The following is a 26,656-nucleotide window of genomic DNA, read 5'->3' as shown; positions in this document are numbered from 1 at the left end:
GTCGACGAGCCTCCTGGGTTTGGCGACGGTCCCGCCTACGGGCGATAGTCCTCGTTCGGACAGACCTGCCCCGAGTCCTCGGGTGTACGGGGCTTGAGATGGTGGGCCGCCAGGTACCGTGCCGGCGGCCGGTAGGAGGGACTTCCCGTGGTGTCGCTCTTCGGGCAGGTCTGGCTGTGGAGCCTGCTCTCTTTCGTGCTGGGCGCCCTGCTGCTGTGGCTCGTGCTGGCGCGGCCGGCCAGACGGCACGCCGACGAGCTCGCGGCGGAGCTGGCCAGAGTCAGAGCCGCGGCGCAGAGTCAGCAGCGCGTCGCCGAGAGCCCGGTCGCGCGCGCCGCGGCCGAGCCGGCGTCGGCGGCGGGCGAGGACGCCTACGAGGACTGGCGGTCCGAGGTCCCGGCGGCGCGGCCGTACACCCTGATGGACGACGTGCTGGAGCCGGAGCCGCAGCGGGCCCGCTGGGACGACGAGCCGAGGGCGTACCCCTCGGCCGACCGGCGACCGGAGCCGCCCACCCAGTTCGTCGAGGCGGACGGGCAGCTCGACCACCGGTTCGCCGGCTCGGACCTGGCCGCCGACGACCACTTCGTGACGCAGGGCGGCGCCGAGAGCACCAGCCTGATGCACCGGCTCGCCCCGGCCCCAGACGACAGCGCCGAGCACGCCGTCGACGAGCGGCCGGAGCACCACGACCAGGACGACTACGAGGACTACGAGTCGTCCGAGTCCCGGCACGGCCTGCTGGACGACGCGGCCGGCCTGCCGATGCCGGCCGCCGACGAGACCACCGTGTTCCCGCACGGCGTGTTCGACGACCGGCACGACCGGCACGACGGTCACGCCGGGCACGACCAGTACGACGACCGGTACGAGGACGGGTACGACCAGGAGCTGCCGGCCGAGCAGCCGCACGGCCATGGCGACCCCGGCGGTCCCGCCGCGACACCAGGCGCCTACGCGCCCGAGCCGACGGCCCCCGCCGAGCTGGACGTCACCGACACCGAGCTGGCCGACCTCGGCAGCTCGCACCGGTACCCCTACCAGCCGCGCCAGGACGCCGAGCTCGCGGCGCCGCCCGCACCTCCGCTGCACGAGGGCGACTGGCTCGACGGCGACGACCCCGCCGACGACGTCTTCGCCGAGGACATGTCCGAGGAGCACCACGCCGCCGCCGCGGCCAGCACCGGACCCGTCTCGGCCGAGATCGTGCGCGCCGCCGAGCGCGCCATCGCCGAGCGGGACGCTGCCCACGAGGACGCCGCCTACGAGGACGCCGCGTACGAGGACGAGGACGCCCACGCCGGCGCGGAGTCCCGGCACGGCCTGCTGCCCGCCGACGAGGACGAGCACGGCTACGCGCCGGCCGAGGCGGGCGCCGGCGCCGCGCGGGCCGACTACCGCGACGGCTTCCTCAGCCACGCCGACGTGGACGAGGCCGAGCACGCGGACGACCTGTTCGCCGGCCCGGCCGAGCCCGACCTGTTCGCCGAGCACGGCGCGGAACACACCCAGCTGCTGTCGGTGGCGGAGATCGCCGACGAACAGGCCGTTGCGGGAGCAGCGGCCGAGAACCTGACCGAGCCCCAGGAGGTCGACGAGCCCGTGCGCGGCGCAGACGAGGCGAACGTCCACGCGAACCAGGTGCCGGCCGTCCCGCCACTGCCCAAGCGGCAGCCGAAGGCCGTGCAGGCGCCAGGGTCCTCGTCGACGTTCGACGCGTTCGGCGGCGGATCGTCGGCGGCGTCGATCAGGTCGGGCTACTCCGCCCCGCAGGCGCCGGTCCCCGCGTCCGCCCCGGTCGCCCCGCCGGTCTCGCAGCCCGCGCCGGTCGCGGCCGTGGACCGGCCGCGCTCGCTGTTCGAGCCGGTTATCGACCCGGACCAGGACCGCGACGGCGTGAGCTACCCGCCGCTGCCCACCTCGGGCGTGCCGCGCCCGGCGGAGGCCCCCGCGCCGCCGCCCCGCCCGCAGCGGCAGTACGACGACACCCCGTTCGTGCCGAAGTTCGTGCCGGACGGCACCCCGCTGCTCGGCGGGCTGCCGCAGCGCCCGACAGGGGGCTCCGGCTCGCCAGCCACGGCCGAGCCGTTCGCGCCGTCGCCCGAGTACGCCAGGACCGCGCCAGCGCCGGCCGAGGCGTCCTCGGAACCCGAGGTGGACTTCTTCGGGGTTCCGGTGCGCAGCAACGGGGTCACCCGGCCGCGGCGCACCGAGGCGTTCAATCCCCGCGCGCCGTACGGCCCCGGCTCGGTGCTGCCGAAGCCGGACGGCACGCCGCCGTCGTCGGAGTTCCTGGTGAAGGCCACGCTGGCCGGCCGCCGGTACTACACGGCGCAGTCGACCAGGTTCGGCACGGTCAAGCCGGACGTGTGGTTCGCCAGCGTGACGGCCGCCGAGCACGCCGGCTTCCGTCCCCCGAAGCAGCCCTAGTCAACCTCCCACGGACGACGAAAGCGGCCCGGCGCGAAGATCGCGCCGGGCCGCTCCCGTGTCCTGTCAGGGTTGCTCAGTCGCCCGCGACCGTCCAGGTGTCCTTGCCGCGCAACAGCGAGCGCAGGTCGGCGCGCCGGGACTGCTGTGCAAGGTGCACCTGCTCGCGGGCCAGGTCGTCGTAGGTCGGCCGGGACACCGAGCGGAACACCCCGGTCACGGTGTGCGTGAGGTCCTGGCCGCCGAGCCGGGACAGCGCGAACGAGTAGGACGGGTCGTCCAGGGTCGTGTCGTGCACGACAAGCGCCTGCTCGCCGACCGTCGCCACCTCGGCGACCTCCAGCATGCCCGTGGCCGGGTTGCGCACCACGCCGTGCTCGCCGGCCGGCCCGAACCGGATGGGCTGGCCGTGCCGCAGCGGGATGATCCGCTGCTCCCGCTCGCCCGGCTCCTTGAGCACCTCGAACGCGCCGTCGTTGAAGATCGGGCAGTTCTGGTAGATCTCCACCAGCGCGCTGCCCCGGTGCTCGGCTGCGGCCTGCAACACCTCGGTGAGGCCCTTGCGGTCGGAGTCCAGCGCGCGGCCGACGAACGTCGCCTCGGCCCCCAGCGCCAGCGAGACCGGGTTGAACGGGTGGTCGAGCGAGCCCATCGGGGTGGACTTGGTGACCTTGCCCTCTTCGGAGGTCGGCGAGTACTGCCCCTTGGTCAGCCCGTAGATCCGGTTGTTGAACAGCAGGATCTTCAGGTTCACGTTGCGGCGCAGCGTGTGGATCAGGTGGTTGCCGCCGATGGACAGCGCGTCGCCGTCGCCGGTGACCACCCAGACGCTCAGGTCCGGCCGGGACACGGCGAGTCCGGTCGCGATCGCCGGCGCGCGGCCGTGGATGGAGTGCATCCCGTAGGTGTTCATGTAGTACGGGAAGCGTGAGGAGCAGCCGATGCCGGAGACGAACGTGATGTTCTCCCGCTTCAGGCCGAGCTGCGGCAGGAACGACTGCACGGCGGCGAGCACGGCGTAGTCGCCGCACCCGGGACACCAGCGGACCTCCTGGTCGGACTTGTAGTCCTTGGCCGTCTGCTTGTCCTCGGTGGTCGGGACGCCGTCGAGCCCACCAAGGCTCGGCAGCCCCAGGTCAATCGTTGTCACTGTGCAACCCCCTGCACGAAGTCGATCAGCACGTTCTGAAGCTCCTCGGCCTTGAACGGCAGCCCGGCCACCTTGGTGTAGCTGACCGCGTCGACCAGGTACTTGGCGCGCAGCAGCAGCGCGAGCTGGCCGAGGTTCATCTCCGGCACCACGACGCGGTCGTAGCTGGCGAGTACCTCGCCGAGGTTGTCCGGAAACGGGTTCAGATGGCGCAAATGGGCATGCGCCACGGTCATGCCGAGCCGCCGAACCCGCCGGCACGCCGCGCCGATCGGGCCGAACGAGGAACCCCAGCCGACGACCAGCACCCGCGCCTTGCCGGACGGGTCGTCGACCACGACGTCCGGCACGGTGATGCCGTCGATCTTGGCCTGCCGCAACCGAACCATCTTGTCGTGGTTGTCGGGGTCGTAGGAGATGTTGCCCGTGCCGTCGGCCTTCTCAAGGCCGCCGATGCGGTGCTGGAGGCCGGGTGTGCCCGGCACAGCCCACGGCCGCGCGAGCGTCTCGGGGTCGCGCAGGTAGGGCCAGAACTCGCCGGAGCCGTCCGGGGCGTTGGGCTCGGAGGCGAACTCGACCGACAGGTCCGGCAGCGCGTCCACGTCGGGGATCAGCCACGGCTCGGAGCCGTTGGCGATGGCGCCGTCGGAGAGCAGGATGACCGGCGTCCGGTAGGTCAGGGCGATCCTGGCGGCTTCGAGGGCGGCGTCGAAGCAGTCGGCCGGCGACATCGGGGCGATGATCGCCACCGGCGACTCGCCGTTGCGGCCGAACATCGCCTGCAACAGGTCGGCCTGCTCGGTCTTGGTCGGCAGGCCGGTGGACGGGCCGCCGCGCTGGATGGCCAGCACGATCAGCGGCAGCTCGGTCATCACCGCGAGCCCGATGGTCTCCGACTTCAGGGCAACGCCGGGGCCCGAGGTCGAGGTGACGCCGAGCGCGCCGCCGAAGGAGGCCCCCAGCGCCGCGCCGATGCCGGCGATCTCGTCCTCGGCCTGGAGCGTGGTGATGCCGAAGTTCTTGTGCTTGGCCAGTTCGTGCAGCACGTCGGAGGCCGGCGTGATCGGGTAGGTGCCGAGCACGACCGGCAACCCGGACTGCTGACCAGCGGCCACGATCCCGTAGGCCAGCGCGGTGTTCCCGGTGATCTGCCGGTAGGTGCCGGTGGCCAGCTTCGCCGGGGCGACCTGGTAGGTCACCGCGAAGGACTCGGTGGTCTCGCCGTAGTTCCAGCCTGCCCGGAACGCGAGCACGTTGGCCTCGGCGATGTCGGGCTGGCGGGCGAACTTCTCCCGCAGGAAGCGCTCGGTGCCCTCGGTCGGCCGGTGGTACATCCAGGACAAAAGGCCGAGCGCGAACATGTTCTTCGCCCGTTCGGCGTCCTTCTTCGACAGCCCGGTCGCCTCGAGCGCGCCCTTGGTGAGGGTGGCCATGGCGACCTTGTGCACGTTGAAGGCGGCGAGCGAGTCGTTCTCCAGCGGGTCCTCGTCGTAGCCGACCTTGGTCAGGTTCCGCTTGGTGAACTCGTCGGTGTTGACGATCAGCGTGCCGCCCTTGGGCAGGTCGGCGATGTTCGCCTTCAGCGCGGCCGGGTTCATCGCGACCAGGACGTCCGGCCGGTCGCCCGGGGTGAGGATGTCGTAGTCGGCGAAGTGCAGCTGGAAGCTCGACACACCGGGCAGGGTGCCCTGTGGCGCGCGGATCTCGGCTGGGAAGTTGGGCAGCGTCGCGAGGTCGTTGCCGAACGCGGCCGCCTCTGAGGTGAACCGGTCACCTGTCAACTGCATGCCGTCGCCGGAGTCCCCGGCGAAACGGATCACGACCCGATCCAGCTTGCGGACCTCGGTGCCTTCGGGGGAGGCTCCGTTACCCACGTCGGTGCTCATCGGTTGGCCGGTCCCTCTCTTCACGGGTTGGCCGGGCAGCTCCGACTAGAGCGGCCCGATGGCGGGCGGGACACCGCTACGGTCGGGGGGCGTGTTCGGTGCCACATGCCTGTCCGCGAGGGTAGTCGCCGTCGCGGATCGGCAGTTTCGGCAATCTCCCTAGGTGGGAAAAGCCCTGGTGCGCCTGCCCATCGACCCCATGCTCTGTGTTTACGGTAGGCACGGCGTCACCCCTGAACCGAGAAACGCGGCACAGGTCACACCCGGTGTGCCCAGTGCCTATGACTTGTAGTAACCGTTACCGCAAGTTACAGCTAACTGGCATCGCCAGTCCAGGCTATGGCACCCCGTCGGGGAAACGGCCTGCTATCCGGTAATCGGGGACCTCCCCGTGCGGTCATGCCCGATTGGGCACGCCCGAACGGCCCAACCCCAGGTCAGCGCCCGCTGATCTTCGCCTTCATGGCGGCGAGCAAGTCCGCGAACGCCGGGGTGTCCATCGAGGCGACCTGCGGCACCAGCTCGGTGTCCACGGCCTCGGCGTGCTCGTGCAGCGCCCAGGTCGTCCGCATCGTGCGCTTCGTGGCGAGCACCAGGTCCCTCGGCGCGGCGGCGGCCGCCGAGGCCAGCTCGACGGAGGCCCGCACGAGGTCGTCGTGGTCGCCGTCGACCGCGCGCAGCGCGAGCCCGGCCCGCTGCGCGGCCCCGGCGTCCAGGATCTGGCCGAACAGCGTCATCGCGGTCGCGGTCTGCGGGCCGACCAGGCGTTGCAGCATCCAGGTCATGCCGCCGCCCGGGTGGATGCCGAGCTGGAGGAACCGCGCGTCGAACCTGGCGCGCGGGCCGGCCAACCGGACGTCGCAGGCGAGCGCCAGATTCAGCCCGGCTCCGACCGCGGCCCCGCCGACCGCCGCGATCGTGGGCAGCGTGCAGTTGGCCACGGCGAGGAAGCCTGCGTAGATCCGGCGCAGCCCCTCGGCCCGCGCCTCGCCGAGCGCGGTCAGGTCGGCCCCTGCGCAGAACGCGGGCGGCGCGCCCGTGACGACGACCGCGTGCGTGGACTCGTCCCGCTCGCAGGCCGCGACGGCCTCGGCGAGCTGGTCGGACAGCACATGCGTCAACGCGTTGCGGCGGTCGGGATCGTGCACGGTGAGCACCGCGACCCCGTCCCGGCGTTCGGTGCGAACCTCAGCGGTCATGTCGGCATCCTGCCAGCAGAAGGCGTGCGCCAGCCCATGGCCGGTCGGCCGGGTTTCGCCGAAGTTCAGGTGGGTCAGGCGGTCGGTGCCGGCGGCCGGTCGAGCAGCCGGGACAGCACCACGGTCGACACCGTCCGGTCGATGATCTCCACGGCGCGCACGCGCTCCAGCGCCGTCTCCAGGTGGTGGATGTCGGCCGCGCGCAGGTGCACGATCGCGTCGGCCGCGCCGGAGACCGTGTAGGCGGCGACGACCTCGGGCAGCGGTTCCAGCCTGGCGCGGATCTGGGCCGGGGAGATGTTGCCCCGGCAGTGCACCTCGACGAAGGCCTCGGTGCCCCAGCCGAGCGCCTCCGGGTCGACCACGGCGGTGAACCCGCGCAGCACGCCGGTGTCCAGCAGCCGGTCCACCCGGCGCTTCACCGCGGGCGCGGACAGACCCACCTTCTTGCCGATCTCGGCGTAGCTGGAGCGGGCGTCGGCTACCAGGCGCGAAATGATTCGCTGGTCGATGGAGTCCACACGCAACATTCTGCCCTGATCAACGCAATATCGCGGCGTTGTTCGATGGTCTACCGGCCGTTTACATTTCGATCCATGACCACTGTCTCCATCCTGGGCCCCGGCGATCAGCCCCTCGTGCTCGACGGGCCACTCTCCGTGACGGAGCCGGCCCGCGTGCCGACGTCGCGCCGGTACCTGATGTGCCCGCCGACGTACTTCACGGTGGAGTACTCGATCAACCCCTGGATGGACCCGTCCAAGCCGGTCAGCACCGAGCTGGCCGTGGCGCAGTGGACCGAGCTCAAGGAGACCTACGAGCGGCTCGGCCACAAGGTCGAGCTGATCGACGCCCAGCCCGGCCTGCCGGACATGGTGTTCGCGGCCAACTCGGGCACGGTCATCGACGGCCGCGTCCTCGGCTCCCGCTTCCGAGCCCCGCAGCGCGCGGCCGAGGCGGACCACTTCCGCCGCTGGTTCCTGGAGCACAGCTACCGGGCCGTGGTGATGCCGACCAGGACGAACGAGGCCGAGGGCGACTTCACCTGGACGGGCCAGCTGCTCCTGGCCGGGACGGGCTTTCGGACCGACCCCGCCGCGCACGCGGAGGCCCAGGAGGTGCTCGGCGTCCCGGTCGTGTCCCTCCAGCTGGTCGACCCGCGCTTCTACCACCTCGACGTCGCGCTGTTCGTCCTCGACGACCAGGCCGAGCGTCCGCAGGTCTGCTACTACCCCGAGGCGTTCTCGGCCGGCTCGCAGCGGGTCCTGCGCAGGCTCTTCCCCGACGCGGTCCTCGCCACCGCGACCGACGCCGAGTGCCTCGGCCTCAACGCCGTGTCCGACGGCCGCAACGTGGTGCTCCCCGTCGAGGCGACCGCCCTGGCCGACCGTCTCGCCGAACGCGGCTTCGAGCCGGTGTTCGTGGACATCTCCGAGCTGCGCAAGTCCGGCGGCGGCCCCAAGTGCTGCACGATGGAACTGCGGGGGTGAACGCCCGGGTCCCGGGCGCAGCGACGTGCAATGGTTCGGCGATATCCCGCTGAACCTCTAAGGATAACCCCTTTGTGGTTGGTGTCGAATGGCGCGCTGTGCACATTTGTTTGGCGCCGCGCGCCTGTTTAGCGGCCAGGCGAACCAGCTCGTTACCTCGGCTGGCCCAACTTTTGCAGACATTGCCGGGATGTCAAAATTATGCCGCTATTCGCCGTGAGTCAGAACGATTCTGTTCAAGATCCTTCACATTATTGATCTTATTGGTCGAGCTGGCGGAACTTCATTGACTTCCTATTAGCGGGTCATCTATCGTCATAAATCTGGGCCGGCTGCTCGAGTCGGTTGACGCACCTGAGGGGCGGGCTGATCGGCAACGCAACCAGAAACGACGAATAGTTGGGAAACAAGATGTCTCGTTACGACTGGGGCAAAACGCACCCAGGAATCGAGCGTTTGGAAAAGTCGATCGGCGCGGCGCGTGACCGGGTCGTGTCCCATCCGCTGTACGCGAACCTGGACAACCACGACGCGATCGTCACCTTCATGGGGCATCACGTGTTCGCGGTGTGGGATTTCATGTCACTACTCAAGTCGTTGCAGCGTCAGCTGACCTGCGTCACGGTGCCGTGGATTCCCAGCGGGCCAACCGGAAGCCGGCGGCTGATCAACGACATCGTCATGGTGGAGGAGAGCGACGAGCTGGAGGACGGCTTCATCAGCCACTTCGAGCTGTACCTCGACGGGATGCGGGAGGCGGGCGCGGACACCGGGCCGGTGACCACGCTGATCGACCTGCTGCGCTCGGGCACCGACATACGCACCGCGCTCGCGGCGGCTGCCGTGCCCAAGCCGTCGGTGGAGTTCGCGGAGACCACCTGGTCGATCATCGAGAGCATGCCGGTGCACTGCCAGGCCGCGGCGTTCGCGTTCGGCCGCGAGGACCTGATTCCGGACATGTTCACCCAGGTCGTCGCCGTGAACGAGCGGAGCAGGCGGCTCGGCACCTTCGTGGACTACCTGGAGCGCCACATCGAGGTGGACGGCGAGCAGCACACTCCCATGGCCATGCAGATGCTCGCCGACCTGTGCGGCGAGGACGACGAGAAATGGCGCGACTGCGCGGACACGGTGAACACCGCGTTGGCCGCCCGTGCCCGACTCTGGGACAGCATCTTGGAGGCGATCAAGGCGGGGTAGTTCGGTTATCCCACTGGCCGGCGCTGGGAGCCGCCGCTGCCCACGCATCCTGGCCGCGGCGGCCAGTGGGTCGATCACCGCCTGTTTGTTGGCACGCCTTGTTGGTGCGCCGAGGAAATGTCCCGGTCCGCGTTGCGCGCCGCGGCCCAGCCTCTGAAGGACTCCTGAGGACTCTCCGAGGAGGCTCCCCAGGCCGTTCGGGCGGTCGTAAGGTCTGCGCCTGTGACACGGGACCGAGGCGGCCGGCCGGTTGAGCTGGTGATCGCGGCCGCGCTGCTGGTCGGCTTCGGGCTGTTCGGCGCGTTCGCCGGCATCGCGCTGATGGCCGCGGGCCCGATGGCCGCGCTGTCCACCGTCGGCGGGTGCCTCGTCGCGCTGCTCGCCTGGTGCGCCTGGCTCGGCAGCTCGCTGGCGCGCGGCACGCTGCTGGTGATCCTCGTGATCGGCGCCGCGCTGCTGCTGACCCAGCACCGCTTCTGGCCGGTCGGGGTGCTCGCGGCCGGTGGCCTCACGTTCGTCGCCTCACCCCGCGTTCGCGCCTGGTACGACTGACGCCTGCGCCTGGAACGCGTCCCACAGCAGGTTGAGCGGATGGTTGGCCGCGTACGCGGACCGCTCGCCCCGCCTGGCGAACACGCCGACGAGCCGTTCCAGCCTCGGCGCGGTCTCGTTGCGTAACTCCATCGCGCGCAGGCCGTTCGCCTCCGGCAGCCCGCCGGCCGCGATCGACCTGCCGAGCCCGGTCGTGACGATCATGCACCCGCTCATCAGCCGCGACCGGAGCAGGGAAAGGCCGTACTGGATTTCGTCGATCTCCGCCGTGATTTCCAACCGGTTGCGGTAGTCGGATCCGTACCAGCCGCGCAGGAAGTCCGCGATCAATCCCTCGGACGGCACCACCAGCGGCAGCGCGGGCAGTTGCTCGACGGTCACGTGTCCGCCGGGCAACTCCCGCTCCGACAGGTTCGTGATCACCGCCAGGCCGCCGCGCCGCCATTCGATCACGTCGTAGGAATCCAGCCGCGCGTCGCTGTCCGACGAGGTCACCACGCTCCCGCACACCAGGTCCACCTGCTTGGCGTCGAGCTTGCTCCAGGTGTCCTTCGTGCGGATGTGCACCACCTTCAGCTCCACCTCGCGGCGGCGGAACTCGGCGGAAACCTCGTCCCAGGCCGCCGCCAAAGAATCCAGCATGAATCGTGTCGTGCCGACGGTGAGCGTGGTGCCGAGCCGCCGCCCGCATTCGTGGATCTCGTTCAGCCAGTTTCCCAGCGTGCGATGGGCCAACTCGGCCAGCGCCTCGCCGGTCGGCGTGAAGTACACGTCCTTGCCGCGTCCCTGTTTCACGACGAGCGATTCCCCGCACAGCTCGCGGAAATTGCGGTTCAACGTGTCGATCTGTTTCTGCACGCTGGACTGCTCGCGCCCGAGCATGCGGGCGGCGCGCAGCGCGCTTCTGGCCTCCCGCACGGCGAGCAGCGTGCGTAACTGGTCCATCGTCGTGTCGAGCAGCGCTGGCTGACACTGCAACAGCCGGCCGAGCTGGTTGGCCGCCGGCACATGCAACGGGTTCGGGCCGGACATGGATCCCCTCGTTCCTGTCGCGGCGAACCGCGAACATGTTCTTGAGATCAGTGCGATTGAACTTAATCGCACTTCGCTCTCAAGTTATCTCCAGATCGCTTTGGCATCGGCTAGACATCTCACGGTTGAATGTAGAAGACTAGCCACGTCCTGGTGATCGGTTGGGGAACCGAACCAAATGGACGATCCGGAAGTGGTCGCAGGTCGGTCCAGTTGATGCCGCGCGCGCCGAGGCAGTACCTCGGCAGTGCGGTTTCCGGCTGTGCGGATCGGACAGGGGGGCCGCTTCCGGGACACGGCAGTGAGCGGGGGAGCTCGCGCCACCACAGGGGGCCTGGGGGTGTGGGGCTCCGCTGACCGGAAGGTTCGGCGGGGCCCCACGGATTACGCTCGGGCTGTGACGGCAGTGACGTTCGGCAACCGGTTGACCGAGTTGCGCCTCGACTGGGGCACCACCTACCACGTGACCGTGCTCGACCTGGGCCTCGCGTGCTGCGGCGTCGAGGTGATGGCCGCCCTGGAGGGCAGGGGGAACGGCGTGGACGAGCTGGCCGCGCTCGGCGTGACGCCGGTGCACGGAGCGCCGGAACAGGCGCACGTGCTGATCGTCTCCGGCACGGTGACCGACGTGATGCTGCCCGCCGTGCTCGCCACCTACGCTGAGCTGCCCGAGCCCCGCTACGTGCTGTCCGTCGGGGCGTGCAGCAACACCGGCGGCCCCTACTGGGACTCCTACTGCGTCACCAAGGGCATCGACCAGGTCCTGCCGGTGCACGTCGCCATCCCTGGCTGCCCGCCGCGTCCCGAGGCGCTGCTGGAGGGCCTGGTCGCCCTGCACAAGCTGGTGACGGCGTGAGGCCGATCGGGACGGCCGCGCGTCCCGCCTTCCCTGCGGGCACGGCGTGAACGCCGCGTCGGCGGAACTGGCCGGCAGGCTGGCCCAGGCGGAGCCCGAGGCCGAGGTCGGCACGGCGTTCGGGCAGAGCACCGTGCGCGTACCGGTGGGTCGCTGGCTCGCCGCGGCGGCCGCGGCGCGGGACACCCTCGGCTGCCTGATGTTCGACTGGCTCGGGGTCGAGGACGCCGGCAGGCCCGGCGCCAGCGGGACCCGGCACGCGGTGCTCCTGCACGTGCTCGACCCGGACAGCCGCCATGGCCTGCTGCTGCGCACCGAGTTGGGCGCGGGCGACGCGCTGCCCAGCCTGGCCGGCCTGTGGGCCGGGGCCGCCTGGCACGAGCGGGAGGCCGCCGAGATGTTCGGTGTCCGGCTGGCCGACCAGCCGACGCCGGACCGGCTGTTGCTGCCCGACTCCTTCGCGGGCCACCCGCTGCGCAAGGACTTCGTGCTTGCCGCGCGGGTCGCCCGCCCGTGGCCCGGCCGGCTGGAGCCGGGCGAGGACGGCACGGCCGCGCCGAGCCGACGCCGGCTCGCACCACCCGGCGTGCCCGACCCGTCCTGGGGACCCCGACGTGAAGAACCCCGACCTGAACGTGAAGAGGAGAACACGCCGTGACCGAGCTGCCGCCGAGGTCGAGGGGCGTGATCGCGCTACTGGAGCAGAACTGCACGGTGTGCATGCTGTGCGCGCGGGAGTGCCCGGACTGGTGCATCCACATCAGCTCGCACACCGAGGTCGAACAGCCGCCGGGCAGCGCGCGGCCCCGCAGCCGCAACGTCCTTGACCGGTTCGCCATCGACTACGGGCAGTGCCTCTACTGCGGCATCTGCATCGAGGTCTGCCCCTTCGACGCGCTGCACTGGGCGCCGGAGTTCGGCTACCCGGGCACCGGCACTCCCGACGGCGACGGCGCCGTCGCCGAGCTGGTGCACGAGCGCGACCGCCTGGGCGAGTGGGTCGCCGACGTGCCGCCCCCGCCTCCGCTTGACCCGGCCGCCGAGCCGGCGCCGGAGGGCAGGCGAGGGCGCTGATCGGGGGGCTGTTGAGGGTTTGTCGAGGGCCTGTGGCGGGGCCGACATTGAGACTTGACAGGAACTACACGCAGGCCAGGACCGTTGAAGGTGAGGACGCAACGACCCGGAGGCTGAGAACGTGCACAAGCACTACAACGGGTTGAAGACCGCGTTGTTGCTGGGTGCAATGAGCGCGCTGATCATCGTGATCAGCTCGTTCTTCGGGCGAACCGCCCTGGTCATCGGCCTGGTGCTGGCACTGGGCGTGAACGCCTACGCGTACTTCAACTCCGACCGACTTGCCCTGCGCGCGATGCACGCGAGGCCCGTCTCGCAGGCCGAGCAGCCTGCGATGTACCGCATCGTGCGGGAGCTGGCCACCGTCGCCAGGCAACCGATGCCGAGGCTGTACCTGAGCCCGACGCAGGCGCCCAACGCCTTCGCCACCGGCCGCAACCCGCGCAACGCGGCCGTCTGCTGTACCACGGGGATCCTCGAGCTGCTCGACGAGTCCGAGCTGCGGGCCGTGCTCGGCCACGAGCTGTCCCACGTCTACAACCGCGACATCCTGATCTCCTGCGTGGCCGGCGCGCTGGCCAGCGTCGTGAGCGCGCTGGCCAACCTGGCCCTGTTCGCCGGCCTGTTCGGCGGGGGCGACGACGGCAGCGGCGACCGACCCAACCCGTTCGGCGCGCTGCTGATCGCGATCCTCGGCCCGGTGGCCGCCGGCATCGTGCAGATGGCCGTGAGCCGGTCCCGCGAGTACCAGGCCGACGCGTCGAGCGCCGAGCTGACCGGCGACCCGCTCGCCCTCGCCTCCGCGCTGCGCAAGCTGGAGATCGGCACGCAGCTCGCCCCGCTCGCGCCGGAGCCCGCGCTGGTGTCCCAGTCGCACCTGATGATCGCCAGCCCGTTCCGGGCGGGGGAGCAGGCGACCCGGCTGTTCTCCACCCATCCGCCGATCAAGGACCGGATTCGCCGGTTGGAGGAGCTGGCCGGCCGCAAGCTGTGACCCTGTAGGTCTCAGCTTGCGGCGCCGAACCAGCGGGGCGTCAGCCGTGGCGTCGAACCAGCGGGCGTTAGCCGGTGGCGCCGGCTGAGCGGGCGACGGTCATCACGTACTCGCCGTACCCGGACTTGGCCAGCCGGCTACCCAGCTCGAAGCACTGCTCGGCGGAGATGAAGCCCATCCGCAGCGCGATCTCCTCGAGACAGGCGATCCGCACGCCCTGCCGGTGCTCCAATACCTGCACGAACTGGCCGGCCTCCAGCAACGAGTCGTGCGTGCCGGTGTCCAGCCAGGCGAACCCCCGGCTCAGCTCGACCAGGTGCGCCCTGCCCTCGCGCAGATAGGCGAGGTTGACGTCGGTGATCTCCAGCTCGCCGCGCGCGGACGGCGTGAGGCCGGCCGCGATGTCGACCACGGCGTTGTCGTAGAAGTACAGGCCGGTGATCGCCTTGTTGGAGCGGGGCGCCGCCGGCTTCTCCTCGATGGAGATGAGGTTGCCTTCGCCGTCGACCTCACCGACGCCGTAGCGCTCGGGATCCTTGACGGGGTAGCCGAACAGCACGCACCCGTCCAGCTTCGCGGCCTGCTGCTGGAGCATGCTGGAGAAGCCCTGGCCGTAGAAGATGTTGTCGCCCAACACAAGCGCGACGTCGTCGCCGCCGATGAACTCGGCCCCGATCACGAACGCCTCGGCGAGCCCGTTGGGCTGAGCCTGCTCCGCGTACTCGAGGCGGAGGCCGAACTGCGAGCCGTCGCCGAGTAAACGCCGGAACTGCGGCAGGTCGGTCGGTGTCGAGATGATCAGCACCTCGCGGATGCCGGCGAGCATGAGCACCGACAGCGGGTAGTAGACCATCGGCTTGTCGTAGACCGGCAGCAGCTGCTTGGACACGGCCTGCGTGATCGGATGCAGGCGGGTGCCGCTGCCCCCGGCCAGAACGATCCCCTTCATTCAGGGCCCCCTTGGTGATCGTGTGCTGCGGTGATCGTGTGATGACGATCACGGGCCGCCGGGCGGCTGTCGCCGTCCGGCGGCCCGGTGTCGTCAGCGGTAGTTCGTGAACTGGAGCGCGATACCGAAGTCCGCGCCCTTCAACAGGGCGATGACGTCCTGAAGGTGGTCCTTCTTCTTGCCGGTCACCCGGAGCTGGTCGCCCTGGATCTGCGCCTGGACGCCCTTGGGGCCCTCGTCGCGGACCTTCTTGGCGATCTCCTTGGCCTTCTCCGAGGAGATGCCCTGCACGAGCGAGCCGGTGACCTTGTAGATCTTCCCGGACAGCTCGGGCTCGTCGATCTCGAAGGCCTTCATCGAGATGCCGCGCTTGACCAGCTTCTCCCGGAAGACCTCGATGGCCGCGAGGCAGCGCTCCGCTGTCTCGGCCTGGAAGGCGATCGCCTCCTCGCCGGCCCAGGACACCTCGGCGCCGGTCCCCCGGAAGTCGAACCGGTTGGACAGCTCCTTGGCAGCCTGGTTGAGGGCGTTGTCGACTTCCTGTCGGTCGACCTTGCTCACCACGTCAAAGGACGGGTCCGCCACGTGCGTAGCACCTCCGCGTTGCTGGTTGCCTACCGATGCGGATGCTACCGGGGGCATACCGATTGGAACTTCGCCTACAGGGTTATGTATTGTCTCCCTCGCGCCCGGCAGTGCCGGGAGCGGAGGCGGGTTGCCCGAGCGGCCAATGGGAGCGGACTGTAAATCCGTCGCGAAAGCTACAGAGGTTCGAATCCTCTACCCGCCACCCGCAACTTGAGCGACGTGGTCTGTGCACAGCGCAGGCCACGTCGCTCTTTGCGTTTCACGGCAGTGGGGGACGCGGCGGGGATGGCAACGGGCCCCCAGCCGCGGCTGCGGTCTGGGGGCCCGTTGGGTGCTTGTGTCCTCCGAGTTAGGAGGGCACGACGTTCTCGGCCTGCGGGCCCTTGGGGCCCTGGGTGACGTCGAACGTGACGACCTGGTCCTCATCCAAGGAGCGGTAACCGGTGCTCTGGATCGCCGAGAAGTGAACGAACACGTCGGGACCGCCGTCGTCCTGGGCGATGAAACCGAAGCCCTTCTCAGCGTTGAACCACTTCACCTTGCCGGTAGCCATAAATCTCCTTGTAAGCCGGAGCCGGGCCTCCACCCCGGAGGCCCCGCGTAGCCGTCACGCCGTGAACGTGTTGGCACCCTTAAGTTACAGGCGCGGGCTGACGGTGACCACTGTGTGTTTTGGGGGAGTTTTGGGGCCACACTTGGGCCGTTTGCCGGGCGGACGGGACCAGATGGCTCGCTTCGCTCCGGCCGTCTGTCGGGTACGACGCTCTGGCCGTTTGACGGGTACGGCGCTCTGGCCGCTTGATGGGCGAGACGCTCCGGCCGTGTGTCAGGTGAGGACGACGCTCTGGCCGGCGACTCGCTTCGCTCGCTGCCCGGTTTCTGAGCTACCTGTGTTTATTGGGNNCGACTCCGCTTCGCTCCGTCGACCCTCCTGCGCCTCCAGGGGCCGACGGCGAACTCGCACACCCCGCACCGCCACGAAGTGAAAAAGCGGTGCGCTGGGCGCGAGGCGTGCACCGTCAACCGGTGAAGACGCTGGCGCGGGGTGAGGTGCGCGGGGCGCGAAATGTGGGTCGCCCACCTGTGGAAATCCCCCACCCACCCTGGGGGACGTGCCCTTGGCCAGCGTTGTCACCGGCGGCCGTGCGGGCGGGTGGTGTGGGGCGGGCTGTGGGTAACTGGGTGGGTTGTGGATAGCTGGCGCGAGGTCGAGGGCTCGCGGCTCGCGGGGCGCGACTTGCGGAGTGTGGGGCGAGGTCGCGGTTCGCGGGCGCGGGGCGTGCGCCGTGCGCCGGGGCCTGGTGAAGGCGGCGGGGTGCAGTGGTGAAGCCGGCGCGCTGGGGCTTCCTCTCCCCAGCGTGCCGGCCTCGAGTGAAGCATAACCCATGTCGAACGTATGTTCGATGATCTGGGTGTTCTTCAGCGCGCCGTGTCCAGCGCGGCTGCCCCCGCTTCGGTCAGTTCCGCTCGAACCCGCTCGCTCAGGCTCGCCGGCTGGGCCGGTCGGAGCAGTCCCGCGTGGGCGAGTTCGTGCGCCGCCACCTGATCGCTACAGGACAGTCCGTCCACGTAGAGATCGGGCTCGGAGCCGCCGGAGAGCTCTCCCCGCCCGGCCGCCACCGCCCTGAGCATCGCGCGCGCTCTAAAGGTCAGTTCCGCTTCCATGCTCGCGGTCATCTCGGACCCCCCTGTCCGGTTGTGTCCCACAACACACTAAGAGGCGGATGTCCAGTAGGAAGTACAAATGGTTTTTCCCGTTTGTCGTTAACCGTTGCCTGTTGACGCCCTGACGGCGGGTCGACGCAGCCACGTTGTCCACAGTGGACGGTAGCCGTGCGAGTACCAGAACGGCGTCGACCTGGGGTTGGGCACGGCGTGGTGCAGCAGCGTCACGGCGACCCCGGCCTCGTCGAGCGCCCGGTGCGCCTCGGCCGTCAACGCCGTGCCGACCCCGCCACCTCGGGCGTCCGGCACCACCGCAAGGCAGCCGAGGTAGCCGACGGGACCGCCGGCGACCAGGTGGGCGATCCAGTCCGCGTGTGCCGGCAGGTCGACATAGAGCAGGCCGACGGCCCGCCCGTCCCGTTCGGCCAGCCACGCGCACGGCTCGGGTCGCGCGAGGACCTCGGCGATCGAGTCGTGCAGCCTGGCCGACGAACCGGCGCGCTCGGTGACCATGCCGAACTGCGCGTCATAGGTCACGTCCAGCATGTTCAGCGCCACGGCGACGTCGAGGTCGTCCGGCCCGGCCCGGCGGACCAGCAGGCCGGTGGCCCACGGGGCCAGGGTCGGCCGACCGGCCGGGCGCGCGGCGATCGTCATCAGCGGGGCGAGGCCGTGCCGGATCAGCGCGGGCACCGCCTCGATGTCCCGGCTCGGCCAGTTCACCGTGAGAGCGGTCTCCTGGTCGCCGACCTCGACCCGGTCGGCGAGGTGCTCCGCCCAGCGGTCCAGCAGCGCGTCGAGGGCGCTCGCCTGGTCCGGTCCGGCGACCCGCACGGTCAACAGGTGGTTGCGCAGCGGAACCCAGGTCGCGGTCTCCGAGTCCGGGGCGTGCTCCACGTACTTGGCGAGCCCGACCGCAGTCGACTCGCCTGCCGTCGCGGTGAGCAGCACCTGTCCCTCGGCGGCCGCCAGTTGGGCGGGCTTCGGCAGCAGTGGATCGATCGAGGCGAGTCGCGCGGTGTGCTCCGCGTGGACCAAGTTTGGCTTCATGTCTGGCATCCAAACTTGTATCCATTTCGCGGTAAACGCGAACTCCGTGGCGGGTGACGTCCTGCGGGCGCACCGACGGTGGCTCCTGGGAGGAGCTGGCGCGAGCGGGGGTCACCGGGTTGCCCGCCCGGCCAGCCATCTGCCGTACTGCGGGTAAATGCTTGTCACGCAACGTGGTTCCTGCCTCGACGACCTGCCTTTTCATCCTCCAACCGAGGTACATTGAGCCACCGCAGGGGCACCGGGAGCATTCCCGGACTCCTCGGTCACGCGAACGACAGTCACGCCGACAGTTCGACTTCCGACAACTGGGTCAACCGATGCGGGTCCCTGGCGGCAGCCGGGTTCGCCCGGTTGCCGCAGTCGAGGGGGATCGGGCATCAGCGCGCGCCGGCCGGCGGAGCACGGCCAGGGGCGGCGCAGGCCGACGAGGAGGGTGGATGACCGACCGCCGCGTGATCGAGCCGGACACGGTGGAGCCGTTACCCAACCCGAAATCGGCGCAGCCGACCGACCGCGTCTTCACCGTCTTCGCGGTGAGCCTCCTGGCCGTCGGCATCATCGCCGCCTTCCTGGTCGCCGCGTGGCTGCCGCAGACCAGGGCCGAAGGCAAGCTGTTCTGGGCCGGCCCGCTGCTGATCGTCGGCTTCCTGCTCGCCGAGCAGCTCTCCATCAACATCGACGTGCGCAGCGGCGTCGCGTGGACGATCTCCTTCACCGAGATCCCCCTCGTGCTCGGCCTGCTCACCGCGCCGTTCGAGGTGGTGCTCGCCGCGCACGTGGTCGCGGGCGTCGGCACCCTGCTCGGCCGCCGCATCCTCGACCGCGCCATCTACAACGCGGGCCTGATGTTCCTGGAGATCTCCGTCGCCTTCGCGGTGGCCAAGGTCGTCAAGGACCAGATCGGCTCGTACGGGCCGCCGTGGGCAGGCGCGTTCCTCGGCACGCTGGCCGTGCCGCTGCTGGCCATCGTGCTCGGCCTCGTCGCGCTGCACCTGCTCGGCAGGTCCGTCCGGATGGGCAACGCGGTCCGCCTGGTGCTGCGCACGCTCGTCGTCGCGCTGCTGAACACCTCGGTCGGCCTGGTCAGCTACGAGGTCGCCACCAACACGCCGTGGGGCTGGGCGCTGGTGACGCTCGTCTACGCCGGCCTGGCCGCTTTGTACGTGGCGTACTCCGGCATGCTCCGCGAGCAGCGCGATCTCGAGGCGCTCAGCGACGTGAGCCTGCGGGTGGCTCGCTCCGGCCAGCAGGCCGCCGGGCGCCCGGCCCGAGGCACGGACGACCTGACCGCCGCCGTGGACAGCAACGAGTGGCAGGTCATCGCCGAGCGGATCAGGGAACAGCTCAACGCCGACCGCGTGGTGCTCCGGCTGCGCACCGACCCGCAGTCCGCGATGCGCACGCTGGTCGCCGGCACTCCGCTGCCAGAGGAGATGCGCCAGGCCGACGCGAAGGCCGTGCGCGAGGACCCGATGTTGCAGCTGCCCGGCAGCCACGTGCGGTACTTCCGCGCCGCCGACGCCACCGAGGACGTGCGCGACGCGCTGTACCGGCGCGAGGTGGACGAGGCGCTGGTGGTGCCGCTGCGCGGAGCCACCCAGCTGCTCGGCGCAGTGGAGGCGCACGACCGGCTGAGCCGGTGGCGCGGTTTCGGCAAGGCCGACATCCAGCTGCTGCGCACGTTGGCCAGCCACCTGGCCACTGCCGTGGACAACCGTCGGCTGCTCGCGCGGCTGCGCCACGACGCCTACCACGACCCGCTGACCGGCCTGCTCAACCGGCCCGGCTTCCGCGAGGCCGCCGTCGAGCCGCTGCGGCTGCACCCCGAGTCCGTGGTGCTGCGCATCGACCTCGACGTGTTGTCCACGGTCAGTGACGCGCTCGGGCAGGCCTGGGGCGACCGGATGGTCGTCGCGGCCGGCCGCAGGCTCCGCGACGCGCTCGGCCAGGACGTGCCGTTGGCGCGGCTGGAGGGCGGCTCGTTCGCCGCCCTGCTCGTGGACTGCCTGCCGGAGCAGGCGCACGAGACCGCGGTGCGGCTGCGGGACGGGCTGTCCGCGTCCTACCCGGTCGACCGGCTCACGGTGGAGGCGAGCGCCGTCGTCGGGTACGTCTCGGCGACCGTCGAGGCCACCGACGAGGACGAGCCGGACGCGGACGCGCTGTTGCAGCGCGCCGACGTCGCGGTGCGGGCGACGAGCACCGGCGACCCCGTCAAGTGCTACGTGCCGAGCATGGGGCAGATCTTCCTGCGCCGGTTCCAGCTGGTCACCCAGTTCCGGCAGGCGCTGGAGACCGGCCAGGTCTCGGTGCACTACCAACCCAAGATTGCGCTGCCCAGCCGGCAGGTGATCGGCGCAGAGGCGCTGGTGCGCTGGCGGCATCCCGAGTTCGGCAGGCTCGACCCCGACGAGTTCGTGCCGGCCGTCGAGGCGACCGGACTGGTGGACGTGCTGACCGGCTTCGTCATGGAGCGTGCCCTGATCAGGGTGCGCCAGTGGCTGGACCGCGGCCTGCGGCTGTCGGTGTCGGTGAACCTCTCGGTGCGCAACCTCGCCGACGAGGACTTCCCGACCAGGGTCGCCGCGGCGCTGGAACGGCACGACGTCCCGCCGAGCCTGCTCACCCTCGAACTCACCGAGTCCGGCGTGATGTCCGACCCCGAGCGGGACCTGCCGGTGCTGCGCAGGCTGCACGCGCTCGGTGTGGTGCTCGCCGTCGACGACTTCGGCACCGGCTACTCGTCGCTGGCCTACCTGCGTCAGCTGCCGGTGGACGAGGTGAAGATCGACAAGAGTTTCGTGCTCGGCATGGGCACGGACCTCGGCGACATGGCCGTGGTGCGGTCGATCGTCGAGCTGGGCCACTCGCTCGGGCTGACGGTCGTGGCCGAAGGCGTCGAGGACGACGCGGCGCGGGACCAGCTGGTCGGGATGGGCTGCGACGTCGCGCAGGGCTACCTGATCTCCCGGCCGCTGTCCGAGGACCGCTTCGAGGCGTGGCTGCGGGCGCGAACCGTGCAGGTCAGGGGATGTCGGGATGAGACGGTGCTCACGTTGGTGCACTGAACACGGGTTTTGCCGCCGACCCGATTTCACTCCCGGCGGGTCGTCCGTGTAGAGTCGTCCACGCCTGAACAAGAAAGAGCACGCCCCCTTAGCTCAGTCGGCAGAGCGTCTCCATGGTAAGGAGAAGGTCTACGGTTCGATTCCGTAAGGGGGCTCGATGACACAGCCGTGGTGCTCTCCCAAGTGGGCATCGCGGCTGAGTCATGTGGAGCGGTGTAGCTCAGTCGGTAGAGCAAGCGGCTCATAATCGCTGTGTCGCCGGTTCAAGTCCGGCCACCGCTACGTTCATGGGTGAGCTGTGTTCGCGGAGAGCGCGAACGGGTTCACTCCGCATTACACTGGGGGGCCAAGCCCCCCAGACCCCCAGCCGGGGCTCTGCCCCGGACCCCGACCGAGGGGGCTTGCCCTCTCGGACTTCCACTCCGCTGTGGTCCGTTTGGTTCGTCCGGGGCCAGGATTCCCCCTCGGGGGGCGTTTCAGAGAGAGGCTGTGCCGTGGCTGCAACCGACGTGCGACCCAAGATCACGATGGCGTGCGAGGAGTGCAAGCACCGCAACTACATCACCAAGAAGAACCGGCGTAACGACCCGGATCGCCTGGAGATGAAGAAGTTCTGCCCGAACTGCGGCACGCACCGTACGCACAAGGAGACCCGCTGACCTCAGCGGTCCACCAGGTTCACGCCGAAGCCGCCCCGGATCACCGGGGCGGCTTCGGCGCGTTCTGGCTGGCTGTGCTGGGCGGGTAACCTGCTTCGGTGGCACTGGACCAGTCGTTCATCGGACGTTCGTATCCGCCCTCACCGGTGTACGAGGTGAGCAGGGAGAAGATCCGCGAGTTCGCCGACGCGATCGGCGAGACCGGCGCGGTGCACCGGGACACCGAGGCGGCCCGCGCCGCCGGGTATCCCGACGTGATCGCGCCCCCGACGTTCGCGGTGCTCATCTCGATGAAGGCCAACGACGTCATCATCAACGACCCCGACCTCGGGCTCGACTACAGCAGGGTCGTGCACGGCGACCAGGCTTTCGTGCACCACCGCCCGATCAGGGCGGGCGACCGGCTCGTGGCGGTCGCGCACGTGGACGACGTGCAGACCAGGGCGGGCAACGACATGTTGACCGTGCGGGCGGAGCTGAGCACCGAGGACGGCGAGCCCGTCACCACCACGCGGGCGCTGCTGGTGTCGCGGGGCCCCGAGGAGGCACAGGCATGAGCACGCCGACGATCACGCCGAAGGCCGCCGAGGTCGCCGTCGGCGACGAGCTGCCCCCGCTGCGGGTGCAGGTCAGCAGGGCCGACCTGGTTCGCTACGCGGGCGCTTCGCTGGACTTCAACCCCATCCACTGGAACGAGCGGTTCGCCCGCGAGGTGGGCCTGCCGAACGTGATCGCGCACGGGATGCTCACCATGGCGCTCGGCGGCAGGCTGGTGTCGGACTGGGCTGGCGACGCGGGCGCGATCGTGGAGTACGGCGTGCGGTTCACCCGTCCCGTGGTGGTGCCCGACGATGAGAACGGCGCGTCGGTCGAGCTGACCGGTCAGGTCGCGGAGAAGCGGGACGACGGCATCGTGCGGATCAACATCACCGCGAAGTTCGAGGGCAGGACCGTCCTCGGCAAGGCCATTGCCCTGGTTCGGCTTCGCTGATCGCACACCGACGCCGGGTCGCCAGCGAGAATTGTGGCGACCCGGCGTTTGTTGCCGGTGGACTGTGTTTCGGTTGACCGTTGTTGTGCGCCGGGTCAGAAACCTTCGCAGCTGGCCGTCGCGAATGGGCCGGTGGCCGTCGCGGTCTTCTTCACCTGGCCGTCGATGGTGACCTTGCAGGTGACCGTCCCGCCGGCCTCGCCGGCCGTCACGGAAACCGTGCCGCCCTTGACGATTCCCTTGATCTTCAGTTCCTTCTTCCAGGGAAGGGCGGCGGGCTGCTCCTCGTTGCTCGAGGTGTTGCCCTGGTCCAGCGTCGAGTAGTTGACCGTGGCGCCCTTTGCGTTGCCGCCGACCTCGTAGACCAGGGTGGACTCCGCGTTGTCCGCGTTCTGGACGTCGTCGACGGCCTTGTTGATCACCAGCACCCACACGACGCAGACCACCAGGCCGACGGCGGAGAGCACGACGCCGGTGATGGAGAGCCCCTTGTTGGTCGCCCGACCCTTGGCCGCCCGGCTGACGCCGAGGATGGACAGCACCAGGCCGACGATCACCAGGGGCCACGCGACCAGGCCGATGACGGGGATCGGGCTGAAGACCAGGCCGATCAGACCCGTCACGAAACCGGCGGTGCCGAGCCCGTTCTTCGGCTGGCTCGGCGCTAATTCCTGGTGAGCGCTCGGCGGGTATGGCGCGGTCATGGATTGTGCCCCTCTGTGTTGGATTCTCCGCTATTGGCGAGGCGTGGCACGTTAGCGGAGTCCGCGCATTAACGGAAATCGGGGGCCGCGTATTGGCGCTGACGTGGGAAGTATTCTTTGGTTCCGTCGGCCTGATCTTGCGGACAATGTTTCACGCTGTGATCAGGTCCGGTTCGCCTTGTTCTGTCGGGTGCGCGACGAAAAGGCCGGGTTGCCCGAATATCGCGGGCAACCCGGCCTTGGCCGTTCGGTGTGCTGATATTTAGTGCACTATTCCTGCACTGAAGTTCAGTGGGGTAGTTCCGGTGCTCAGAATCCGGTGCAGCTGGCCATCGCGGCCGGGCCGGTGGCCGTCGCGGTCTTCTTCTCCACGCCGTCGATGGTGACCTTGCAGGACACCGTGCCGCCGTCCGGGCCGGCCAGCGCCGTCACCGAGCCGCCCTTGAGGATCCCCTTGGTCTTGAGCTCCTTCTTCCACGGGAGCGTCGCCGCCTGCTCCTGGTTCGTCGAGGCGGCGCCGTTGTCGAAGCTGGAGTAGGTGATCGAGGCGTCCTTGGCGTCCCCGGTGACCTCGTAGACCACGGTGGCCTCCGAGTTGGCCGCCTTGTTTAGGTCGTCGGCGGCCTTGCCGAACGCGACCACCCACAGGATGCAGATCACCAGGCCGACGACCGACACCACGAGGCCGGCGATGGACAGCCCCTTGTTGGTCGCCTCGCCCTTGACCGCGCGGCTGACGCCGAGCGCCGACAGCACCAGGCCGACGATCACCAGCGGCCACGCGATCATGCCGACGATGGGGATCGGGCTGAAGACCAGTCCGATCAGACCCGTGACGAAACCGGCGGTGCCCAGCCCGTTCCTCGGCTGGCTCGGCGCGGGTTGCTGCGGCGCGGCGGGTTGGTAAGGCGCGGTCATGCTGTGTTGCCCCCTCATGGTGTTCGGCCCCTCGGTATTCGAGGCGCCGTGGACGCTATCGGCGCGTGCATCGCGTTGGTTACCGATGGTGCCGAATTGATATCTGGGGCCGCGGTCTTTCGATTGTCGCCGCTATGTTTGCGGACCGACCATAATGGTTGATATAAGACGAAGGGCCGCCGGCAGCGTATGCGGTCGGCGACCCTTCGGTGACAATGATGCTTAACGGGTCTCGGTGTGCCGGGTCAGAGCGTCGCCACCGGGGCGCTGAAGGCGGCGACCCAGAGGATGCACACCACGAGCCCGACGATCGACAGCACCAGGCCGGCGATCGCGAGCCCCTTGTTGTTGGCCTGCCCCTTGTTCGCCTTGGAGAGGCCGACGGCGGACAGCACCGCGCCGACGATCGACAGCGGCCAGGCGATGACGCCGATGATGGGGATCCAGCTGAAGATGGCGCCGAGCAGGCCGAGCACGAAGCCGGAGGTGCCGAGACCGTTCTGTGGCTGCGCGGGCGCGGGGTATCCGCCGGGCTGCACGGGGTAGGGCTGGGACATGGCGGGTCTCGCTTTCGGGGGTATCCGGCGGAACGAGCCGGGCAGATGTCATGCCGAAACGACGTTTGGCAGTGCTATCTCTTACCCGGTCGCGCCGTCACCCCGCAGCGGAGTTCACCATATCGTCGCATTCAGTTGTGCAATTCCGATACAAAGGTCGGAATTTTCGCCGTGACCGCGATCGGGTCAGCGTGCCTCGCGCAGCAGATCGCCCATCCGGTTCACGCCGGTCGCCAGGTCCTCGTCGCCAAGGGCATAGGACAGCCGCAGGTATCCGGGCGTGCCGAACGCCTCGCCGGGCACCACGGCGACCTCGGCGTGCTCGAGGATCAGCGCGGCCAGCTCGACGGAGCTGCTCGGGCGTTGGCCGCGGATCTCCTTGCCGATCAGGTCCTTCACCGAGGGGTAGGCGTAGAACGCGCCCTTGGGCACCGGGCAGTGCACGCCGGGGATCGCCGACAGCAGCTCGACCATGGTCCGCCGCCTGCGGTCGAACGCGGCGCGCATGTCGGCGACGGCGTCGAGGGACCCCGACACCGCGGCCAGCGCCGCCTCCTGCGCCACGTTGTTGACGTTCGAGCTGAGGTGCGACTGGAGGTTGCTGGCGGCCTTGACCACGTCGGCGGGCCCGATCAGCCAGCCGACCCGCCAGCCCGTCATCGCGTAGGTCTTGGCGACGCCGTTGAGCACGATGCAGGTGTCCGCGAGCTCCGGCACGACGACGGGCATCGACACGTGCCGCGCGTCGTCGTAGACCAGGTGCTCGTAGATCTCGTCGGTGATCACCCAGATGCCGTTGGCCACGGCCCAGCGGCCGATCGCCTCGACCTGCTCCGGCGGGTACACCGAGCCGGTCGGGTTGGACGGCGAGCAGAACAGCAGCACCTTCGTGCGCGGGGTGCGGGCCGCCTCCAGCTGCTCGACGGTCACCAGGTAGTCGGTGGACTCGTCGGCCGTCACCTGCACTGGCACGCCGCCGGCCAGCGTGATCGCCTCCGGGTAGGTGGTCCAGAACGGCGCGGGCAGCAACACCTCGTCGCCGGGATCCACGATCGTGGCGAACGCCTGGTAGACGGCCTGCTTGCCGCCGTTGGTGACGAGCACCTGGCTCGCCTCGACCCGGTAGCCGGAGTCGCGCAGCGTCTTCGCGGCGATCGCCGCGCGCAGCTCGGGCAGGCCGGCGGCCGGCGTGTACCGGTGGTTGCGCGGGACCTCGCACGCCGCCTTCGCGGCCGCCACGATCGCCGGCGGCGTCGGGAAGTCCGGCTCGCCGGCGCCGAAGCCGATCACCGGGCGGCCGGCGGCCTTGAGGGCCTTGGCCTTGGCGTCGACCGCGAGGGTGGCGGACTCGGCGATGCCGCCGATCCGCTTGGACACCCTGGTGCGGGCTGGCTGGGTGGTCGCTGTGTCGCTGCCGGGGGTGGCCATGGCCTCATCGTGGCAGACACCACGTTCGCCGCCCCGCCGGCATGGTGCCGACGCGGCGAGAACGGGGCCGAAAACGCGGCCCCACCTGCCCGGTTGGAGTGTGGGGGTGCTGGTGCCGTACACTTCTGAACTTGGAACGTCTGGCTACCTGCCCCACGGACTCCGCGGGGAGGGTGAAAGGCGTCCATCTCGGTGTTGTGCGCTGGTGACAAC

At 69.8% G+C, this 26,656-nt stretch carries 26 protein-coding genes and 3 tRNA genes; 15 read left to right on the top strand and 14 right to left on the bottom strand.

Features of this window, described 5'->3' with window-relative positions; all coding sequences use genetic code 11:
- Positions 1-147 precede the first annotated feature (147 nt).
- Complete coding sequence (locus F0L68_RS06815; RefSeq protein ID WP_149848587.1) at positions 148-2,430, top strand: sunset domain-containing protein; 2,283 nt, start codon at positions 148-150, stop codon at positions 2,428-2,430.
- 76 nt (positions 2,431-2,506) lie between these two features.
- Here the strand turns inward: F0L68_RS06815 and F0L68_RS06810 are convergent, their stop codons facing one another.
- The 4 genes from F0L68_RS06810 to F0L68_RS06795 form a co-directional block, all read right to left on the bottom strand.
- The gene (locus F0L68_RS06810) at positions 2,507-3,580 is read right to left on the bottom strand and encodes a 2-oxoacid:ferredoxin oxidoreductase subunit beta (RefSeq protein WP_149848586.1); all 1,074 of its coding nucleotides are present in this window, start codon (positions 3,578-3,580) and stop codon (positions 2,507-2,509) included.
- A complete protein-coding gene (locus tag F0L68_RS06805; protein ID WP_149848585.1) occupies positions 3,577-5,466 on the bottom strand; it encodes a 2-oxoacid:acceptor oxidoreductase subunit alpha in 1,890 nt (629 codons plus the stop codon). Before F0L68_RS06805 ends, F0L68_RS06810 begins: the two co-directional genes overlap by 4 nt.
- A 437-nt stretch (positions 5,467-5,903) precedes the next feature.
- Positions 5,904-6,665, bottom strand: coding sequence for an enoyl-CoA hydratase (locus F0L68_RS06800; RefSeq protein ID WP_149848584.1), 762 nt, complete (start codon positions 6,663-6,665; stop codon positions 5,904-5,906).
- 74 nt (positions 6,666-6,739) lie between these two features.
- Positions 6,740-7,186: an Lrp/AsnC family transcriptional regulator gene (locus F0L68_RS06795; RefSeq protein WP_149848583.1), complete on the bottom strand. Its 447-nt coding sequence runs from the start codon at positions 7,184-7,186 to the stop codon at positions 6,740-6,742.
- Positions 7,187-7,261: 75 nt separating this feature from the next.
- Between F0L68_RS06795 and ddaH the strand changes: the two genes are divergently transcribed.
- The 3 genes from ddaH to F0L68_RS06780 all read left to right on the top strand — a co-directional run bounded on the left by ddaH (position 7,262) and on the right by F0L68_RS06780 (position 9,907).
- Positions 7,262-8,155 (top strand): dimethylargininase, encoded by an 894-nt coding sequence (gene ddaH, locus F0L68_RS06790; protein ID WP_188316426.1) that lies wholly within the window; start codon positions 7,262-7,264, stop codon positions 8,153-8,155.
- 456 nt (positions 8,156-8,611) lie between these two features.
- On the top strand, positions 8,612-9,355 hold the full coding sequence (locus F0L68_RS06785; protein ID WP_223198551.1) for a DUF3050 domain-containing protein: 744 nt from the start codon (positions 8,612-8,614) through the stop codon (positions 9,353-9,355).
- Between the two features lie 222 nt (positions 9,356-9,577).
- Positions 9,578-9,907 carry a hypothetical protein gene (locus F0L68_RS06780; RefSeq protein ID WP_149848581.1) on the top strand — a complete coding sequence of 110 codons (330 nt, stop codon included), beginning with the start codon at positions 9,578-9,580 and terminating at the stop codon, positions 9,905-9,907.
- On the opposite strand, the gene F0L68_RS06775 is transcribed toward F0L68_RS06780, so the two are convergent.
- Positions 9,878-10,939 (bottom strand): LysR family transcriptional regulator, encoded by a 1,062-nt coding sequence (locus tag F0L68_RS06775; RefSeq protein ID WP_149848580.1) that lies wholly within the window; start codon positions 10,937-10,939, stop codon positions 9,878-9,880. The genes F0L68_RS06780 and F0L68_RS06775 overlap by 30 nt on opposite strands.
- Before the next feature lie 397 nt (positions 10,940-11,336).
- Between F0L68_RS06775 and F0L68_RS06770 the strand changes: the two genes are divergently transcribed.
- The 4 genes from F0L68_RS06770 to htpX all read left to right on the top strand — a co-directional run bounded on the left by F0L68_RS06770 (position 11,337) and on the right by htpX (position 13,863).
- A complete protein-coding gene (locus tag F0L68_RS06770; protein ID WP_223198550.1) occupies positions 11,337-11,795 on the top strand; it encodes an NADH-quinone oxidoreductase subunit B in 459 nt (152 codons plus the stop codon).
- A gap of 46 nt (positions 11,796-11,841) precedes the next feature.
- Positions 11,842-12,453, top strand: a complete 612-nt coding sequence (locus F0L68_RS06765; RefSeq protein WP_149848579.1) for an NADH-quinone oxidoreductase subunit C — start codon at positions 11,842-11,844, stop codon at positions 12,451-12,453.
- Entirely contained in the window at positions 12,450-12,869 is a 420-nt protein-coding gene (locus tag F0L68_RS06760; RefSeq protein ID WP_149848578.1) for a 4Fe-4S binding protein, read from the top strand. Before F0L68_RS06765 ends, F0L68_RS06760 begins: the two co-directional genes overlap by 4 nt.
- Positions 12,870-12,990: 121 nt before the next feature.
- Positions 12,991-13,863: a zinc metalloprotease HtpX gene (htpX, locus tag F0L68_RS06755; protein WP_149848577.1), complete on the top strand. Its 873-nt coding sequence runs from the start codon at positions 12,991-12,993 to the stop codon at positions 13,861-13,863.
- A gap of 67 nt (positions 13,864-13,930) precedes the next feature.
- Here the strand turns inward: htpX and rfbA are convergent, their stop codons facing one another.
- Positions 13,931-14,812 (bottom strand): glucose-1-phosphate thymidylyltransferase RfbA, encoded by an 882-nt coding sequence (gene rfbA / locus F0L68_RS06750; protein WP_149848576.1) that lies wholly within the window; start codon positions 14,810-14,812, stop codon positions 13,931-13,933.
- A gap of 93 nt (positions 14,813-14,905) precedes the next feature.
- Complete coding sequence (locus F0L68_RS06745) at positions 14,906-15,397, bottom strand: YajQ family cyclic di-GMP-binding protein (protein WP_188316425.1); 492 nt, start codon at positions 15,395-15,397, stop codon at positions 14,906-14,908.
- Positions 15,398-15,521: 124 nt separating this feature from the next.
- On the opposite strand from F0L68_RS06745, the gene F0L68_RS06740 reads away from it, so the two are divergent.
- Positions 15,522-15,602 (top strand) — tRNA-Tyr (locus F0L68_RS06740).
- Positions 15,603-15,749: 147 nt separating this feature from the next.
- Here F0L68_RS06740 and F0L68_RS06735 read toward each other — a convergent pair.
- From F0L68_RS06735 to F0L68_RS06725, 3 genes are all read right to left on the bottom strand, one after another.
- Positions 15,750-15,953, bottom strand: a complete 204-nt coding sequence (locus tag F0L68_RS06735; protein ID WP_149848574.1) for a cold-shock protein — start codon at positions 15,951-15,953, stop codon at positions 15,750-15,752.
- A gap of 866 nt (positions 15,954-16,819) precedes the next feature.
- Positions 16,820-17,077, bottom strand: coding sequence for a hypothetical protein (locus F0L68_RS06730; RefSeq protein ID WP_149848573.1), 258 nt, complete (start codon positions 17,075-17,077; stop codon positions 16,820-16,822).
- Between the two features lie 87 nt (positions 17,078-17,164).
- A complete protein-coding gene (locus F0L68_RS06725) occupies positions 17,165-18,115 on the bottom strand; it encodes a GNAT family N-acetyltransferase (RefSeq protein WP_149848572.1) in 951 nt (316 codons plus the stop codon).
- A 440-nt stretch (positions 18,116-18,555) separates the two neighbouring features.
- Here F0L68_RS06725 and F0L68_RS06720 point away from each other — a divergent pair, with 440 nt between their 5' ends.
- The 6 genes from F0L68_RS06720 to F0L68_RS06695 all read left to right on the top strand — a co-directional run bounded on the left by F0L68_RS06720 (position 18,556) and on the right by F0L68_RS06695 (position 22,836).
- Entirely contained in the window at positions 18,556-21,186 is a 2,631-nt protein-coding gene (locus F0L68_RS06720; protein WP_149848571.1) for an EAL domain-containing protein, read from the top strand.
- Between the two features lie 82 nt (positions 21,187-21,268).
- A tRNA-Thr gene (locus F0L68_RS06715) sits at positions 21,269-21,341 on the top strand.
- A 54-nt stretch (positions 21,342-21,395) separates the two neighbouring features.
- Positions 21,396-21,468, top strand: a tRNA-Met gene (locus F0L68_RS06710).
- Positions 21,469-21,680: 212 nt separating this feature from the next.
- Positions 21,681-21,845 carry a 50S ribosomal protein L33 gene (rpmG, locus tag F0L68_RS42190; protein WP_188316424.1) on the top strand — a complete coding sequence of 55 codons (165 nt, stop codon included), beginning with the start codon at positions 21,681-21,683 and terminating at the stop codon, positions 21,843-21,845.
- A gap of 98 nt (positions 21,846-21,943) precedes the next feature.
- On the top strand, positions 21,944-22,402 hold the full coding sequence (locus F0L68_RS06700) for a MaoC family dehydratase N-terminal domain-containing protein (protein ID WP_149848569.1): 459 nt from the start codon (positions 21,944-21,946) through the stop codon (positions 22,400-22,402).
- Complete coding sequence (locus tag F0L68_RS06695; RefSeq protein ID WP_149848568.1) at positions 22,399-22,836, top strand: MaoC family dehydratase; 438 nt, start codon at positions 22,399-22,401, stop codon at positions 22,834-22,836. The genes F0L68_RS06700 and F0L68_RS06695 overlap by 4 nt, the downstream gene beginning before the upstream one ends.
- Positions 22,837-22,931: 95 nt before the next feature.
- Here the strand turns inward: F0L68_RS06695 and F0L68_RS06690 are convergent, their stop codons facing one another.
- The 4 genes from F0L68_RS06690 to F0L68_RS06675 all read right to left on the bottom strand — a co-directional run bounded on the left by F0L68_RS06690 (position 22,932) and on the right by F0L68_RS06675 (position 26,443).
- On the bottom strand, positions 22,932-23,540 hold the full coding sequence (locus tag F0L68_RS06690; protein WP_149848567.1) for an MmpS family transport accessory protein: 609 nt from the start codon (positions 23,538-23,540) through the stop codon (positions 22,932-22,934).
- Positions 23,541-23,849: 309 nt separating this feature from the next.
- Positions 23,850-24,476, bottom strand: a complete 627-nt coding sequence (locus F0L68_RS06685; RefSeq protein ID WP_306463144.1) for an MmpS family transport accessory protein — start codon at positions 24,474-24,476, stop codon at positions 23,850-23,852.
- A 227-nt stretch (positions 24,477-24,703) separates the two neighbouring features.
- The gene (locus F0L68_RS06680; protein ID WP_149848566.1) at positions 24,704-25,015 is read right to left on the bottom strand and encodes a DUF4190 domain-containing protein; all 312 of its coding nucleotides are present in this window, start codon (positions 25,013-25,015) and stop codon (positions 24,704-24,706) included.
- A 186-nt stretch (positions 25,016-25,201) separates the two neighbouring features.
- Positions 25,202-26,443, bottom strand: a complete 1,242-nt coding sequence (locus F0L68_RS06675) for a pyridoxal phosphate-dependent aminotransferase (RefSeq protein WP_149848565.1) — start codon at positions 26,441-26,443, stop codon at positions 25,202-25,204.
- Between the last annotated feature and the right edge of the window lie 213 nt (positions 26,444-26,656).

This window comes from Solihabitans fulvus (assembly GCF_008386585.1).
Taxonomy (GTDB): Bacteria; Actinomycetota; Actinomycetes; order Mycobacteriales; family Pseudonocardiaceae; genus Solihabitans; species Solihabitans fulvus.
The sequence above is the reverse complement of the archived record's forward strand: the minus strand, read 5'-3'. Positions and strand labels throughout refer to the sequence as shown.

What these genes read in the sequence shown, in the direction of transcription:
- F0L68_RS06805 (WP_149848585.1), bottom strand. Translation starts at nt 5,466, where the DNA reads ATGAGCACCGACGTGGGTAACGGAGCCTCCCCCGAAGGCACCGAGGTC.
- F0L68_RS06725 (WP_149848572.1), bottom strand. Translation starts at nt 18,115, where the DNA reads ATGAAGCCAAACTTGGTCCACGCGGAGCACACCGCGCGACTCGCCTCG.
- F0L68_RS06695 (WP_149848568.1), top strand. Translation starts at nt 22,399, where the DNA reads ATGAGCACGCCGACGATCACGCCGAAGGCCGCCGAGGTCGCCGTCGGC.
- F0L68_RS06675 (WP_149848565.1), bottom strand. Translation starts at nt 26,443, where the DNA reads ATGGCCACCCCCGGCAGCGACACAGCGACCACCCAGCCAGCCCGCACC.
- F0L68_RS06800 (WP_149848584.1), bottom strand. Translation starts at nt 6,665, where the DNA reads ATGACCGCTGAGGTTCGCACCGAACGCCGGGACGGGGTCGCGGTGCTC.
- F0L68_RS06685 (WP_306463144.1), bottom strand. Translation starts at nt 24,476, where the DNA reads ATGAGGGGGCAACACAGCATGACCGCGCCTTACCAACCCGCCGCGCCG.
- F0L68_RS06735 (WP_149848574.1), bottom strand. Translation starts at nt 15,953, where the DNA reads ATGGCTACCGGCAAGGTGAAGTGGTTCAACGCTGAGAAGGGCTTCGGT.
- F0L68_RS06775 (WP_149848580.1), bottom strand. Translation starts at nt 10,939, where the DNA reads ATGTCCGGCCCGAACCCGTTGCATGTGCCGGCGGCCAACCAGCTCGGC.
- ddaH (WP_188316426.1), top strand. Translation starts at nt 7,262, where the DNA reads ATGACCACTGTCTCCATCCTGGGCCCCGGCGATCAGCCCCTCGTGCTC.
- F0L68_RS06720 (WP_149848571.1), top strand. Translation starts at nt 18,556, where the DNA reads ATGACCGACCGCCGCGTGATCGAGCCGGACACGGTGGAGCCGTTACCC.
- rfbA (WP_149848576.1), bottom strand. Translation starts at nt 14,812, where the DNA reads ATGAAGGGGATCGTTCTGGCCGGGGGCAGCGGCACCCGCCTGCATCCG.
- F0L68_RS06730 (WP_149848573.1), bottom strand. Translation starts at nt 17,077, where the DNA reads ATGACCGCGAGCATGGAAGCGGAACTGACCTTTAGAGCGCGCGCGATG.
- F0L68_RS06690 (WP_149848567.1), bottom strand. Translation starts at nt 23,540, where the DNA reads ATGACCGCGCCATACCCGCCGAGCGCTCACCAGGAATTAGCGCCGAGC.
- F0L68_RS06680 (WP_149848566.1), bottom strand. Translation starts at nt 25,015, where the DNA reads ATGTCCCAGCCCTACCCCGTGCAGCCCGGCGGATACCCCGCGCCCGCG.